Below are 13,677 nucleotides of genomic sequence, written 5' to 3'. Positions count from 1 at the left end.
TCCCTCCGCCGGGATGGTTCCCGTCGTCCGCTGCCGCCATAGCGCTGCGAAGCGCCGTGCACCAAGGATCTTGTGCGTGAGAGCGCTGGCGCCGGACCTTCAGCTCCGCTTGAGGATCACCTGCATGACCCGCGCGACCTGGCTGCGCAGCGTCGATGCCTGGGTTTCGAGCTCGGTTGCCGAGTTGAGAACTTGCGAAGCGGCTGCACCGGTGGAGAGGGCGGTTTCGCGGATCTGGTCGACGCTCGCCTGTACCTCGCTCGCGCTACGTGCGGCGAGGTCGATGTTGCGCGCCAGTTCCTGCCCCGCGACCGACTGCTGATCGACTGCAGATGCGATCGAGACAGCGGTCGATTCGAGCTGCTGCACCTGATCTGCGACCGTGCGCAGAGCGCCCACACTGGCCCCAGTCGATTCCTGGATCGCGCGGATCTGCTGCGCCACCTGCTCGGTTGCGCGGCCGGTCTGCGATGCGAGTTCCTTGACCTCAGACGCGACGACCGCGAAGCCGCGACCGGCTTCCCCGCCGCGTGCCGCCTCGATCGAGGCGTTGAGCGCGAGCAGGTTGGTGCGCTGCGCAATGGTCGAGATCAGCTCGACGATCTGGCCGATCTGCTCGGCCGTGGTGGACAGGGTGGAGATCGTATCGTTGGCCTCCCGGGTCGAGCCGGTCGCGCGCCGTGCGAGCTCGGCCGACTGTGCCGCCTGGCGGCTGATCTCGCCGATCGACATTGCGAATTCGTCCGACGCCGCGGCGGCGGCGGTGACGCCCGAGGACGCCTCGGCCATCGCCTGCGCCACGCGCTGGGTCTGCGCTGCGCCCTGCTCGGCAGCGACGGCCATCGAGCTGGCAGTCGCCTTCAGCTGAGCCGAGGCTGCGCCAACCCCGGAGACGACCTCGCCCACGCTCGATTCGAACGTGCGTGCGAACGTGCGGACTTCCTTCTCGCGCCGCTCGCGTTCCGCGCGGCGGTTGGCGAACAATTCGTCGAGCTTGACGCCGGATTTGACGAAAACTTCGAACGCGCGCGAGATTTCGCCGATCTCGTCCTGCCGATCGATCCCGCGGATCGTAAAATCGCGATGGCCGGCCACCAGCGAAGTCATGTCGCGCGCGAGGGTGCCGAGTTGCTCCGAAACGTCGGTTAGCATGGCCCGGATTGCGCCGAGGCCGAGCGCGACGGCGAGCACCGTGATGGCGACGATCGGCCAGCGTAGCACCGACGCGGCTTGCGATTCCGCCGAAGACAGTCCGATCCACGCAAGCACGGTCACCAGGGCGAGTGCGACGAGGGGAAGTCCGCCGAGCAGCACGGTCTTGCGCGCAAGCGATTGATCGTTGAACCGGCGCATGAGCGCGAAATCGGCGCGGGTTGCGTCGGCATCGGACTGCTTCAGCTCGACCTGCTCGATCTCGTCGCGCATCTCGTCGGGCACGATGATCGTCGTCGGGGCGTTCATGCTACTTTCCTTCCCGGTTCGGCCTTCGCCGTGTCCTTCTCGAGGAGCGCTGGGGCGAGATGCTGTGGGATATCGTCAGCCGGCATCGGTGCGAAGAAGAGCCAGCCCTGGATGTGGTCGCAGCCGGCGCTGCGTACCATTGCGGCCTGGGCTTCGGTTTCGACCCCTTCGGCCGTCACCCGCATCTTGAGCGCGCGCGCCATCGAGATGCTGGAAAGCATCATTGCGCGCAGGCTCTCGTCCACCGCCGAATCGACAACCAGCGAGCGGTCGAGCTTGAGCTTCTCGAAGCGGAACTGCCGCAGGAAGCCGATCGAGGCATAGCCGGTACCGAAATCGTCCAGCACGACATCGACGCCGAGGCCGCGCACCAGGTCCAGGCTGCGCTCGGCGACGACTGGGTCGAGCACGAGACAGGTCTCGGTGATCTCCAGCTCGAGCCGCTCGGGCGGAAAGCCGGTCTCCTCCAAAACCTGTCCGAGCTGGAACGGGAATTCGGGATTGCGGAGCTGTGCGGCAGAGATGTTGATCGAAAGCTGGATGCCCCATGGGAGGGCATCGGTGCAGGCGCGGCGCAGCACCCACAGACCGATCGCATTGATCAGCCCCGATTCCTCGGCCACCGGAATGAACACGTTGGGGCCCACGTCCCGCCCGTCCGGGCGTTGCCACCGCAGCAGCGATTCCACCGCCACGACGCGGTGTGTCCTTGCGTCCACCAAGGGCTGATAGTGAACGCGGAATTCTTCGTTGAGCAGCGCCGCGCGCAGTTCGTTGTCGAGATCGCGCATCGCCTCCAGGCTGCGGTCGAACTCGTCCTTGAACCAGGTGCAGCGCATCTTGCCGTCGCGCTTGGATACGTACATCGCCACGTCGGCGCGGCGCAGCAGCTCGGAGGATTCGAGCGTTCCGCCGGTCATACAGCGAGCGAGCCCGACACTCGCCCCGATCGGGATGCGCCGGTCGTCGAGTGCGACTGGCTGCGACAGCGTCTCGAGCAGGCCGCGGCAGATCCCTTCGAGCAGCGTTCCTGCGAGCGGCCCCACCATGCTCACCGCGAACTCGTCTCCGCCCAGGCGATAGGCGGCGGCGTCGTTGCCGCACAGGCGGCGCAGGGTCAGTGCGACTTCCTTGATCAGACGGTCGCCAACCCCGTGTCCATAGAGATCATTGACTGTCTTGAAGCCGTCGAGGTCGATCAACGCCACGGCCATTTCATGCCCGGTCGTCGCGGTTGCGGCGATGTTCCGGTGAAGCGCACGGCGATTGGGAAGCTGGCTGAGGCTATCTGTCATGCCGAGCTGCTCGAGCCGGGCGACGTGGGCAAAGCCGAAACGCAGCAGCAACAGCACGGCGATCGCGTAGGCGGCGATGCCGACGAGGATTGGTGGCGAGGCCTGGGTGAGCGGGAAATCGTCGCTCATCGACAGGACGAGGCAGATCGCGGCGAAGATCGCCGTCAGAATGGCTACCGGCGCGACCACCAGCAGTCGCGGCGCCAAACCGTGATTTTCCCCCTCAAGTGTCACCCGCCCGGACCCCAAATCCCTGTTCTTGCTCCGCAAGTTAGCGTTGCGGCACTAAAGAAGCGTTAAACGCCGATTTACCTTGCAGCCGCCATTCGGGTGCCGAGAGCCGGTGCCCGCGCTTCGACGCGACGGTAGAGCCCCTGGACGTCCGTGGCGGGCTCGAAACGCCCGCCTGTGCCCGCCATCGTCTCGCCGGCGCCGAGCATCAGCCAGCCGTCATCGCGCAGGCTGTCGGCCACGCGGCCGAGCGCGCGCCGCCGCGTCTCTCCGTCGAAATAGAGCAACACGTTGCGGCACAGCACGAGATCGAAGCGCTCGGGCCGCGTCTGCATGTCGAGTACGTTGCCGACGCGGTAACAGATCGGCGCCAGCAGCGCCGGGTCTGGCTCCCATCCCCGCGGCGTCTCGTTGAAGTGGCGAAGCATCTGCGCAACGCCGAGACCGCGCTGGATCTCGAACTGGCTGTAACAGGCGCGCCGGGCGGCGGCGATCGCGTGAGACGAAACATCGGTGCCCAGAATCTCGATCTTCCATCCGCGCCACATGTGCGGGCGATCCGCGAACATCATCGACAGCGACAGCGCCTCCTGCCCGGTCGAGCAGCCGGCGGACCAGATCGACAAGCGGCGCGTGCCCGCGCGCTTGGCGGCGAGGTCGGGCAGGACGGTTTCGGATAGCTGCTGAAAGAGCTGGCGGTCGCGAAAGAAGTAGGTCTCGTTGTTGAGCAGGGCTTCGACGACCTTGCGCGAGACTTCCTCGCAATCGCCCGTGCCGAGCATGCAGACGAGCTGGTCGACATTGTCGATCCCATATTCGCGGAACACCCCCGCTAGCGCACTGCCGATGCGCCACTGGCGGGTTGCGGTGAGCTGCTGTCCGGTTCGCTCGAGGAGCAGGTCGGCAATGATCCGGTGGGAAATCTGAGTCACCTCCATGCCGCTTCTCCGGCGTGGAGCGCGATCCGCAGGGCGATCTTCTCCGGCGGGAGCACGGCCGAAGCCAGCCCTGCCTGGACGACGGCGCGCGGCATGCCCCAGACGGAAGAGCTGGCCTCATCCTGTGCGATGATATTGCCGCCGGCGTGGATCAGCCGCTCGGCACCGATCAGACCATCGCGGCCCATTCCCGAGAGGACGATGCCGAGCGCCGCGTGTTCGGTTGCTTCGGCCATACTCTCGAACATGACATCGACAGAGGGCATGCATCCGCTCGGCGCTCTGAAAGCGGCCGTATCTGCAAGCAGTTCACCGGCTTCCCGGCGAAGCAGAAGGTGCCCGTCGCCGGGCGCGATATGGATGCGCCCGCTTTCGACCGGCATCGCGCGGTCGATCACCACGGCTTCCCGCCCGCTCGCAAGCTCGAGCTGCCCGGCGAAGACCTGCATGAAGGTTTCGGGCAAATGCTGCGTGACCAGGATCGGCGCTTCGATATAGCGCGGCAGGCTTCGCAGCAGCATGCAGAGCGCATGAATGCCGCCGGTCGAGGCGCCGATGCCGATGACTTCGAGCGGGCCATCCCGCTTGTTGCGCGCGCGTAGCGGCGGCTCGTCCGGCGGCATGACAGCCGCGCCTGTACGCCTGCGCCGGCCCAGCGCACGGATGCGTTGCAGCAGCGCGGTGCGATAGTGCTGATCGAATTCGCCGCTGCGCGGCTTGAGCATGGTATCGGCAGCGCCCATCGAAAGCGCCGCCAGCGTGTGTTCCGCTCCGTCTTCGGTGAGCGAGGAAACGACCAGCACCTGCGTGCTGGCATGCGCGGCGAGGATCTTGGGCAGCGCGTGAAGGCCGCCCATGCCGGGCATTTCGAGATCGAGCAGCACGACGTCGGCAGGAGCGGTCGCGAGGGCTGCGAGCGCATTCTCCGCGCTGCCCGTCTTGCCCACGATGATCATATCGCCTTCGGGCGCGATGATCCTGGAGAGCACGGCGCGGACCGTCAGCGAATCGTCGACGATCATCACCCTGATGGGCGTTCGCTCCGTCGGCGGCCTTCCGGCCTCTCCGGTCGCGATGCTGCTCTCCGCACCCACGGGCCGGCCCTCAGGCCATTCCGACGAGCTGGAGCTTTATCTGCAGGGTCTCGTGATCGAACGGCTTCATCACGTATTCGTCGGCGCCGGCCCCGATTGCCTCGCGGATGTGCGCAATGTCGTTCTCGGTGGTGCAGAACACGACCTTGGGCACGTCACCCCCGGGCATACGGCGCAGGTGGGTGATGAATTCGATGCCGGTCATCACCGGCATGTTCCAATCGAGCAGCACCAGATCGGGCATGGCCCTTTCGCAATGCGCGATGCCCTTTTCGCCGTTTTCCGCTTCCTCGACCGAGAGGCCGAGCGATTCGAGGATGTGGCGTGACACCTTGCGGATCACACGCGAATCATCGACGATCAGACAGGTCTTCATTTATGCGATCCTTATTCTGCAATCCCGGATTATTCGTTCCAGGTAACCAATCGTTTAAGCGGCAGCCCGATGCGGGCCCGCGACCAGGGCGGCCACATCGATCAGAACGGCAGGACCGGCGGCAGTTTCAATCATTCCGCACGCGACCCGCGCCCAGGCAGGCCCCAGCGTGGCTGGCGGCGGCGTAGGCTCCCCCTCAGCGGCGACGACGTCGTCCACTCGGTCGACAAGCAGGGCGTAGGCATGCCCGCCCACTTCGACGACAGGTGCGCGCACGTCGGGCGGGTCGGGAGTGCCGGGGAGGGCGAGAGCCTTGCGGCTGTCGATCACGGTCAGCGCGCGGCTGCGCAAGCCGGTGAGGCCGGCGACGAAGTCCGGCGCGCGGGGAACCGGGGCGATCTCGGTCAACTCGACGATCGAGCCGATGTCCTCGGCCCGGAACGCGGCCGGGCGTCCGCCGATACGCGTGAGGAGAAGCAAGCTGCCCATTATCGTGCTCCCGTGCGTACGCGGGCGAGGGCCGAGAGGAGCCCTTCGCGGTCGTAGCGGTAGATGCTTTCCGGATCGTGTTCGGCGCCTTCGGGGCGCGAGCGCAGGCGGACGACGGCTGCGGCGGCGCCGCCAGGTTCCTCTGCCGTGTCGAGCGTTACGGTGATGTCGGCAGCGCACCCGTCGCTGTCGCCGAGCACGTCGTACCCGGCCGACCGGATCAGCGGTTCGAGGAAGCTCGCCACCCACGGGTCGGAGCCCGGCAGGCGGCAGGTCGGGCGCTGGGCGGGCATGGCAGTGCGGCCATAACGGGCGAACAGCCCGTGCGCGTCGATCACGCCGACGATGGCGCCGTCGATCAGGGCCGTGCCTTCCAGCGTGTCCTCGCCTTCGAGCGGCACGACGGGGCCGGGTAGCTCTACCGAATCGACGATGCCCGCCACCGCGTAGAGCAGCTCGACCTCACCATCCCCCAGGCGCAGCGCGGTGATCGTTTCGTTGGTGAACGTCCCACCTTCGGTTCCCAGCAACGGCAGGATCGCGCCGTCGACGGTTGCCAGCATTCCGGCCTCGGTCGGCTCGATCGCGGAGACCGGCAGCGTATGAATATGGCGGATGGGTGCCATGCGGATGGCGCGCCTTCGTCCGGCGAAGGAGGTGAAGACGACCGCGTGCTCCACGGGCGCGGACGCTTCGGCACTGCGCTCCTGGATTGTGGTGCGGATGCGCGTATGGCTGGCCAATCCGTATGCGTCGGCGAGGCGGGGAACGTCGATCTTGAGGATCGGCTTGCCGTCGTCGAGCAGCGCCGTGCCGCCGTAGAGGCCGATTGCCTCCAGCGCCGGCGACAGGGGCTTGAGCACGAAGTCCTCGTTGTCGAGCACCCGGTCGACCGCGAGCGCGAACAGATCGCCGCTGACGAGCCGCAGGAAAACGAATGTGGCGCGGTCGAGATCGACCTTCTCCTCGAGCCCGAGCACCTCGGCGAGATCGAGACACGGCACGCGTTCGCCGCGGAAGGTGAGGAAGATACCGTCGCCAAGCCGATCGACTTCGACCGAGCGCGAGACGCTGCGTGCGATCTCGACGATGTACGAACGAGGCAGGCCGAGCGTATGCGGGCCGACTTTCACCGTCAGCCCCTCCACAATGCTGAGCGTCAGCGGCAAGTGGAGGAATACGATCGTGCCCCTGCCTTCCTTGCTTGAGACCGAGACCGAGCCGCCGAATTTCTCGACGTTGGCGCGCACCACGTCCATCCCGACGCCGCGGCCGGAGACCTGGCTTACAGTGTCGGCGGTCGAGAGCCCGGGAGCGAAGATCAGGTCGAGCTTCTGCTCGCCCGTCATCGCGGCAACATCGGCGGCGCTCGCCACACCTGCCGCCACGGCCTTTTTGGCGAGCTTGTCGAGCGCGATTCCGCGCCCGTCGTCACTCACCGCGATGGTGATGCGGTTGCCGGTGCGGCGCGCGGACACGGCGATGATGCCGATTTCGCGTTTGCCTGCAGCAAGCCGCTCGGCGGGCGGTTCGACCCCGTGATCGACCGCATTGCGCAGGATATGCGTCAGCGGATCGCGTACCGATTCGATCATCTCGCGGTCGAGTTCGACGTCACCGCCTTCGAGATCGATCATTACCTGTTTGCCGAGCTCCGCGGAAAGATCGCGGACCATGCGCGGCAGGGCGCCGAACAGATGCTCGAGCCGCTGCATTCGCATTCGGGTCGCGCCTTCGCGAACCTCGTCGAGAATGGTGGAGAGGCGCTCGAACGGGGCCTGCAGCGCGGGATCGGCGCCGTGGTCGCGCAGTCGCCGGGCGAGTTCGTTGCGCGCGAGGACCATGTCGGAAACGCCGCTCATTACCCGGTCCAACAACTCGACCGGCAGCCGGATCGAGCGCGTGTTGCCTGTCCGCGCCGCCCGGGGACTGGTCTGCTCTCCCGCCTGGATCATCTCGCTGTCGGGCTCGTCGCGCCCCGGTTCCAGCGCATCGATCAGCATGTCGTCGCCGCCTTCCGGCAGTTCCTCGCCGGCGTCGATCGCCTCGATCATGTCGGTGATGCGGTCGATAACCGCGAGCACCGCCGTGACCAGCGTGCTGCTGGCCCGCCGGCGACCGGCGCGCACTTCGGACAGCGCGCTTTCCGCAGCGTGGCTCAGCCTCTCGAGCCGAGGGAAATCGAAGAAACCGCAGTTGCCTTTGACCGTATGGACGAAACGGAAAATCGCATCGAGCCGCTCGCGGTCCGCGGGATCGGCTTCCCACGCCACGATCTCACCCTCGATCGCTTGGAGCATCTCGCGGGTTTCAGCCACGAAATCTGCCAGCAGGTCGTCCATCGAAATCCAAGCCCCCCCGATAATGCGGAAAGGTATGGCCAAGGATGGTTAACGAACGGTCACTGCTTCCCGGGAAAGTGCCGCAGCGCACGCCAGACGATGAGCGCCGCGATCGTGCCGCCGACGACGTTGGCGGCAAGCTCCGCAGCATAGATCGCCTCCGCGCCCCAATGCGGGCGCAGCAGCCATCCGAAGGGCAGCATGACCAGGAACACCCGCGCACAGCTCTGCGTCAGCGCCCAGCCGGCCTTGTCGACCGCGTTCAGCGCACCGTTGGCGACGATCAGGATTCCGAAACCCGCATAGCCCCAGGCGGCGATCCGCAGGTAACTGTCGAACTCGGCAATCACCGCAGGATCGTCGGTGAAGAACCGCGCGAACCACTCCCCCGCGGCGAACAGCACGAAGGCGAGCGCGATGCCGTAGGCGAGGCAGAACACGCCCGCCTCCAGCATGGCGAGCCGCGACCTGTCAGGCCGGCCCGCGCCCCAGTTCTGCCCCACGATCGCGCCGATCGAGCCCGAGAGTCCTAGCAGGGGTACGACCGCGAAGCTCTGTAGGCGCCCGGCCGCACCGAAGCCCGCCACCGCTGCCTCTCCCTGCGCGGCGAGCAGGGCGGTGAGGATCGACAGCCCGATCGGATTGACTGCGTTCGAGAACGCGGCCGGACCCGCGACGCGCAGAATCGCGCTCGCCGATTCGCCGAAGCGGGACTGGCGGATCAGGCTCGGCCTTATCGGCAGTTCGGTGCTCGCGATCAGCCATAGTGCGGTGACGATCGCCAGCGCATAGCCGGCGATCGAGGCGTAGGCGGCGCCCGCCATGCCGAAGCCTTCGAAGCCGAAGGCACCCGAGATCAGCAGCGGGTCGAGCACCCAGTTCGCGATGGCGAACGTGAACGCGACGATCGTGGTCTTGCGCGCCTCCCCCTGGCCGCGGAGCACGCCGTTGAGCGCCATCTGCAGCAGTAGCACGGGCATGCCGAGCGCGAACGGCGCCATGTAGGCCCGGATCAGCGGCAGCAGCGCGTCGGACGCCTGCATCAGTCGGAAGAGCGGATCGAGCAGCAGGTAGAGCGCCAGCCCTAGGACCGCGCCGAGCACGACCGCGAACACCCCGCCGAAGTTCGCCCGTCGGGCCGCCTGCTCGGTATGACCCGCACCCAACGCCCGCGCAATGACCGAGTTGACCCCGACCATGACGCCGACCCCCAGGCTTGAGAGCGCAATGGTGACCGGAAAAACGAATGCGACCGCTGCAAGCTCGGCGCTGCCGAGTTGGCCGATGAAATAGGCATCGATGAGCCCGACCGACATGATTGCCGCGACGCCGATGATCATCGGCAGCGTCTGGGTCACCAGATGGCCGCGGATCGATCCGCGCGTCAGCTTGGCGCCCTCGCTCATGCGCCTGCCGATAGCGCCGTGCCCCGCGATTGCAAGGCTGCCGGCAGGCGCTTGTGCCGGAGCGGTGCTCCGTGCGATAAGTGGCGCAAAGCAATCGAAGGAGAGAGTGCCCGTGGCGACGCAGCTCAAACCCCGGATGGAATGCAGCGAGGCCGAATGGCAGGCCCGGCTCGATCTCGCCGCATGCTACCGCATCTTCGACCATTTCGGCTGGTCGGAATCGATCTACAATCACATCTCGGTAAAGGTGCCGGGGGAGGACAACGCCTTCCTGATCAACCCGTTCGGGCTGCTCTATTCGGAAGTGAGCGCGTCCAACCTGGTCAAGATCGACATCGACGGCAATGTGCTGTCCGGCAATTACCCGGTGAACAAGGCGGGTTTCACCCAGCACGCCTATTTCCACCGCCACCTCGATTGGGCGCACGCGATCTGTCACACGCACACCACCGAGGCGATGGCGGTCTCCAGCACAGAGGGCGGATTGCTGCCGATCAGCTTCTACGCCTGCAACTTCCAGGGCCAGATCGGCTACCACGATTTCGAAGGCGTGACCGTACGCGAGGAAGAAGGCGAGCGGCTGCTCGCCAACCTCGGCGACAAGCGTATCCTGATGCTGCGCAACCACGGGCCCGTGGTGCTCGGCCGCACGATCCACGAGATGTTCGTGCAGGCCTGGGCACTCCAGCGTGCCTGCGAAATCCAGGTCGCGACTTTGAGCCAGGGTAGGCCGATCCACGTCTCGCAGGACGTCATCAACGTCCATCAGCGCGATCTCAGCCAGGCGCAGGCGCCGGGCGGGCCGGGCTACGCCGATTTCGAGGCGTGGAAGCGCAAGGTCGATCGGATCGATTCGAGCTGGCGCGACTGACGGGCTAGATCGCGCCGAACCGGATGCCCGCGCTCACCGTCAACGACCGTCCGGTCCGGTTCGATATGGACCCTGAGACGCCGCTGCTCTGGGCGCTGCGCGACGCGGCCAACCTCACCGGCACGAAATACGGCTGCGGGGTGGGCGATTGCCATGCCTGCACGGTGATCGTCGATGGAGAGGCGCTGCGGTCGTGCCTGATCACGCTGGCCGAGGCTGAGGGGCGCTACGTCACGACGATCGAAGGGCTGAGCCGCGACCGTTCGCATCCGGTGCAGCAGGCGCTCGTCGCCGAGCAGGCGATCCAGTGCGGCTTCTGCACGCCCGGCATCGCCATGGCCGCGGCCGCGCTAATTCAGGCCAACCCCGATCCCTCGGAAGAGGCGATCAAGCAGGCGATCCCCAACCTGTGCCGCTGTGGCGTCTATCCACGGCTGGTCCACGCCATTCAGCGGGCAGGGCGTGTCGCGCGGCGGCTCGAACGCATCGGTGCCGCACCTGCGCCGGGGATCAGCGCGGAAGACGCAGCGGAGGAAGTACCGGCAATGGCGGTGCCGGAGAGCGAGGCCCGGGAGTAAGCAAGGCGCGAGTTCCTGCGAAGGCAGGGGGCTCGGAATTCCTGGTCGTCCACAAATTACCTGAGGTCCCCACCTTCGCGCGGGCGCGGGAAGACTCGCGAAATTTTCCGGTCGGCGCTAACCGCTCCTGCAAAGGAGACCGACGATGAAGGCAACCATCTGGCACAACCCGAACTGCAGCAAGTCGCGCGCGGCGCTCGAGACGCTGCGCGGGCGTGACGACATCGAGCTGGAGGTTGTCGAATACCTCAGGAATCCGCCGAGCCGCGACAAGCTCGCCCAGCTCTACCGCGATGCGGGGATCGCACCCCGCGAGGGCGTTCGCACCCAGGGCACCGATGCGAAGGAGCGGGGACTGACCGAGGCGGAGGACGACACGGTGCTCGATGCGATGGCCGCAGACCCCAAGCTGATCGAACGCCCGCTGGTCGAGACGGAGAAGGGCGTGCGGCTGTGCCGCCCGACCGAGCGGATCGAGGAAATCCTCTAGTCGTCGTCTCCGGCGCGGCCTTCGAGCACGTCGTCGGCCTGGAGCGAGCGCCATCCGAACACGAACACTGCGGCGCATAGCAGGCAGATCGCGGCGAAACCGATCCATTCGTGATGGCCGTAGAGCCATACGCCCGCCGCCGGCGCGATGACATAGGCGGCGCCGTTGACCGAAGCGACGATACCGCCGATCTGACCCTGCTCGTCGCGCGTCACTGCCAGCGAGGATCCGGCGGTGAAGCCCGGGCGATAGAGCCCGAAGCCGAGCGAGGCGACCGCGAAGCCGAGCGCGATCGAATGCAGGTCCTGCGCCACCGAGAATCCGATCACTCCGACGATGGCCAACGCCATGCCCCAGAGCGTGGAGGAGCGCGGGCCCAGCTTGAGCATCGGGATCAGGCCCCACTGCGCGAGCAGCGTGGCGATGGCACCGCACATCAGCACCAGACCGATCGGCCCGGTGCCCGCCGAAGGATCGGCGCGCAGCCCCAGCCGGTCGAGAATGAAGAACCCGATGATGCCGAGCGTCGCCGCCTGCGCATGCCCGCCAAGCAACCCCGCGACCAGCCACGGCCTCAGCCGGGCGTCGCGCCATGAAAGGTCGGGGATCACCCCGGGGCCGGGCGTGCCGCGTGCGTCCTCCTCGTCCTCTTCGCGCGAGACATTCGGATTGGAGTTCGCGCTGAACGGAACGGCCACGACATCGCCGCGGGCCGCGAAGGTCGGCGCGTCGTTGGGCAGGCGCAGCCGCAGCGCGACCAGCACCGCCAGGCTGATCAGCGCGAAGGCGAAGAACGGACCGACGAGGCCGGTCGCCGGGAAGATCAGCAGCGGCGCCAGCGCCGGGCCGATCACCGTGCCGAGCCCGAAGCTGGAGGCGATCAGGGCCATGGCTTTGGTCCGCTCGGCCCGCGGTGTGCGGCTTGCGACATAGGCCTGGACCGCCGGCGGTGCGGCCGAGCCAAATCCGCCGTAAAGGCTGCGCGCGGCAGCGAAGAACACCAGCGTCGTCGCGGCGGAGATGGCGCCGGCCAGGCCGAACATCAGCACGAGACCGCACAGCGCGAACGATGCGATGAAGCCGATCAGGCCGATCGCCATCATCGCCTTGCGCCCGCGCCGGTCGGAGCGGCGGGCCCAGATCGGCGCGCAGATGACCCACAGAAGCGCCGACCAGGTATAGGCGATGCTGATCCACACGTCCGCCACGCCCAGCGCCGTTCCGACCGAGGGCATGACCGACTGCATCGCCGTATTCCCCGCTGCCGTTACCAGCATGACGAGGAACAGCAGAACCATGCGCCCGCGCGAGATTCTCTGCGGGGCGGGTGCTTCGATTATGGGAAGACGAGGGTCGCTGTCAGCCATCGTGTCCATCGCTAGGCTCGCCGCGGAGCGCTTGCAATACGCCCGTGGATTTGCGAACGCGAACGGCGCAACGGCGAACGAGGCAGGATTTCTTGGCCCAAATGAACGAATTGGCGGTCGAACCGCGCACCCGGCTCCGCGATCGTACCGCTCGTCTATTCGGGCAATGGGGCGTTTTCTTCCGCGGCTTCATCGAACATCCGCGCATGGTCGGCTCGATCATTCCTTCCTCACGCTTCACGATCCGCAAGATGCTCGAGCCGGTGAACTGGGCCGAATGCAAGCTGTTCGTGGAATACGGGCCGGGCGTCGGCACCTTCTGCCGCCCGGTGCTCGAGCGGCTGCCGCGTGACGGCAAGCTGCTGGTGATCGATACCAACCCGCTCTACATCGACTACCTGAAGCGCACGATCACCGATGGCCGCTTCATCGCGGTCCACGGTTCGGCTGCCGACGTGAAGGAGATCGTCCGGGCGATCGGGCATGAGGAAGCCGACTACGTGCTTTCCGGCCTGCCGTTCTCGACTCTGCCGGACGGCGTCGGCCCCGCCATCGCCGCGGCGACGCACGAGGTGCTGCGGCCCGGCGGGGCGTTCCTCGTCTATCAGTTCAGCGCCAAGGCGCGCGACTTCATGGCCAAGCACTTCGCCCGCATCGAGCAGGGCTTCGAACTGTGGAACGTGCTGCCGTGCCAGCTCTTCTGGGGCTGGAAGGACGAGGCGGCCTGAGCCGCCTCACC

General features: G+C 66.8%; 13 protein-coding genes. 4 read left to right on the top strand and 9 right to left on the bottom strand.

What is annotated here, in order from left to right:
- Positions 1-99: 99 nt before the first annotated feature.
- The 8 genes from D2V04_RS12210 to D2V04_RS12175 all read right to left on the bottom strand — a co-directional run bounded on the left by D2V04_RS12210 (position 100) and on the right by D2V04_RS12175 (position 9,632).
- The gene (locus D2V04_RS12210) at positions 100-1,461 is read right to left on the bottom strand and encodes a methyl-accepting chemotaxis protein (RefSeq protein WP_228766414.1); all 1,362 of its coding nucleotides are present in this window, start codon (positions 1,459-1,461) and stop codon (positions 100-102) included.
- Positions 1,458-2,990 (bottom strand): putative bifunctional diguanylate cyclase/phosphodiesterase, encoded by a 1,533-nt coding sequence (locus tag D2V04_RS12205; RefSeq protein ID WP_228766413.1) that lies wholly within the window; start codon positions 2,988-2,990, stop codon positions 1,458-1,460. The genes D2V04_RS12210 and D2V04_RS12205 overlap by 4 nt, the downstream gene beginning before the upstream one ends.
- Before the next feature lie 74 nt (positions 2,991-3,064).
- On the bottom strand, positions 3,065-3,925 hold the full coding sequence (locus D2V04_RS12200; protein WP_119513950.1) for a CheR family methyltransferase: 861 nt from the start codon (positions 3,923-3,925) through the stop codon (positions 3,065-3,067).
- The gene (gene cheB, locus D2V04_RS12195) at positions 3,916-4,947 is read right to left on the bottom strand and encodes a chemotaxis-specific protein-glutamate methyltransferase CheB (RefSeq protein WP_119514272.1); all 1,032 of its coding nucleotides are present in this window, start codon (positions 4,945-4,947) and stop codon (positions 3,916-3,918) included. The genes D2V04_RS12200 and cheB overlap by 10 nt, the downstream gene beginning before the upstream one ends.
- 82 nt (positions 4,948-5,029) lie before the next feature.
- Complete coding sequence (locus tag D2V04_RS12190) at positions 5,030-5,395, bottom strand: response regulator (RefSeq protein WP_119513949.1); 366 nt, start codon at positions 5,393-5,395, stop codon at positions 5,030-5,032.
- 54 nt (positions 5,396-5,449) lie between these two features.
- Positions 5,450-5,884: a chemotaxis protein CheW gene (locus D2V04_RS12185; protein WP_119513948.1), complete on the bottom strand. Its 435-nt coding sequence runs from the start codon at positions 5,882-5,884 to the stop codon at positions 5,450-5,452.
- Positions 5,884-8,226 (bottom strand): chemotaxis protein CheA, encoded by a 2,343-nt coding sequence (locus D2V04_RS12180; protein WP_119513947.1) that lies wholly within the window; start codon positions 8,224-8,226, stop codon positions 5,884-5,886. Before D2V04_RS12180 ends, D2V04_RS12185 begins: the two co-directional genes overlap by 1 nt.
- Positions 8,227-8,285: 59 nt before the next feature.
- Entirely contained in the window at positions 8,286-9,632 is a 1,347-nt protein-coding gene (locus D2V04_RS12175; RefSeq protein WP_119513946.1) for an MATE family efflux transporter, read from the bottom strand.
- Positions 9,633-9,744: 112 nt separating this feature from the next.
- Here D2V04_RS12175 and D2V04_RS12170 point away from each other — a divergent pair, with 112 nt between their 5' ends.
- The 3 genes from D2V04_RS12170 to arsC all read left to right on the top strand — a co-directional run bounded on the left by D2V04_RS12170 (position 9,745) and on the right by arsC (position 11,571).
- Positions 9,745-10,503, top strand: coding sequence for a class II aldolase/adducin family protein (locus tag D2V04_RS12170; RefSeq protein WP_119513945.1), 759 nt, complete (start codon positions 9,745-9,747; stop codon positions 10,501-10,503).
- A gap of 23 nt (positions 10,504-10,526) precedes the next feature.
- Positions 10,527-11,081: a (2Fe-2S)-binding protein gene (locus tag D2V04_RS12165; RefSeq protein WP_119513944.1), complete on the top strand. Its 555-nt coding sequence runs from the start codon at positions 10,527-10,529 to the stop codon at positions 11,079-11,081.
- 145 nt (positions 11,082-11,226) lie between these two features.
- Positions 11,227-11,571: an arsenate reductase (glutaredoxin) gene (gene arsC, locus D2V04_RS12160; protein WP_119513943.1), complete on the top strand. Its 345-nt coding sequence runs from the start codon at positions 11,227-11,229 to the stop codon at positions 11,569-11,571.
- Here arsC and D2V04_RS12155 read toward each other — a convergent pair.
- Complete coding sequence (locus tag D2V04_RS12155; RefSeq protein ID WP_119514271.1) at positions 11,568-12,938, bottom strand: MFS transporter; 1,371 nt, start codon at positions 12,936-12,938, stop codon at positions 11,568-11,570. The genes arsC and D2V04_RS12155 overlap by 4 nt on opposite strands.
- Before the next feature lie 101 nt (positions 12,939-13,039).
- Here D2V04_RS12155 and D2V04_RS12150 point away from each other — a divergent pair, with 101 nt between their 5' ends.
- Positions 13,040-13,666 (top strand): class I SAM-dependent methyltransferase, encoded by a 627-nt coding sequence (locus D2V04_RS12150; RefSeq protein WP_119513942.1) that lies wholly within the window; start codon positions 13,040-13,042, stop codon positions 13,664-13,666.
- Positions 13,667-13,677: the final 11 nt, after the last annotated feature.

Source organism: Pelagerythrobacter aerophilus, assembly GCF_003581645.1.
Taxonomy (GTDB): Bacteria; Pseudomonadota; Alphaproteobacteria; order Sphingomonadales; family Sphingomonadaceae; genus Pelagerythrobacter; species Pelagerythrobacter aerophilus.
The sequence above is the reverse complement of the archived record's forward strand: the minus strand, read 5'-3'. Positions and strand labels throughout refer to the sequence as shown.

Excerpts from the sequence above, each read along its gene's own strand:
- D2V04_RS12210 (WP_228766414.1), bottom strand. The coding sequence starts at position 1,461 with ATGAACGCCCCGACGACGATCATCGTGCCCGACGAGATGCGCGACGAG.
- D2V04_RS12200 (WP_119513950.1), bottom strand. The coding sequence starts at position 3,925 with ATGGAGGTGACTCAGATTTCCCACCGGATCATTGCCGACCTGCTCCTC.
- cheB (WP_119514272.1), bottom strand. The coding sequence starts at position 4,947 with ATGATCGTCGACGATTCGCTGACGGTCCGCGCCGTGCTCTCCAGGATC.
- D2V04_RS12190 (WP_119513949.1), bottom strand. The coding sequence starts at position 5,395 with ATGAAGACCTGTCTGATCGTCGATGATTCGCGTGTGATCCGCAAGGTG.
- D2V04_RS12185 (WP_119513948.1), bottom strand. The coding sequence starts at position 5,884 with ATGGGCAGCTTGCTTCTCCTCACGCGTATCGGCGGACGCCCGGCCGCG.
- D2V04_RS12180 (WP_119513947.1), bottom strand. The coding sequence starts at position 8,226 with ATGGACGACCTGCTGGCAGATTTCGTGGCTGAAACCCGCGAGATGCTC.
- D2V04_RS12175 (WP_119513946.1), bottom strand. The coding sequence starts at position 9,632 with ATGAGCGAGGGCGCCAAGCTGACGCGCGGATCGATCCGCGGCCATCTG.
- D2V04_RS12165 (WP_119513944.1), top strand. The coding sequence starts at position 10,527 with ATGCCCGCGCTCACCGTCAACGACCGTCCGGTCCGGTTCGATATGGAC.
- arsC (WP_119513943.1), top strand. The coding sequence starts at position 11,227 with ATGAAGGCAACCATCTGGCACAACCCGAACTGCAGCAAGTCGCGCGCG.
- D2V04_RS12155 (WP_119514271.1), bottom strand. The coding sequence starts at position 12,938 with ATGGCTGACAGCGACCCTCGTCTTCCCATAATCGAAGCACCCGCCCCG.
- D2V04_RS12150 (WP_119513942.1), top strand. The coding sequence starts at position 13,040 with ATGAACGAATTGGCGGTCGAACCGCGCACCCGGCTCCGCGATCGTACC.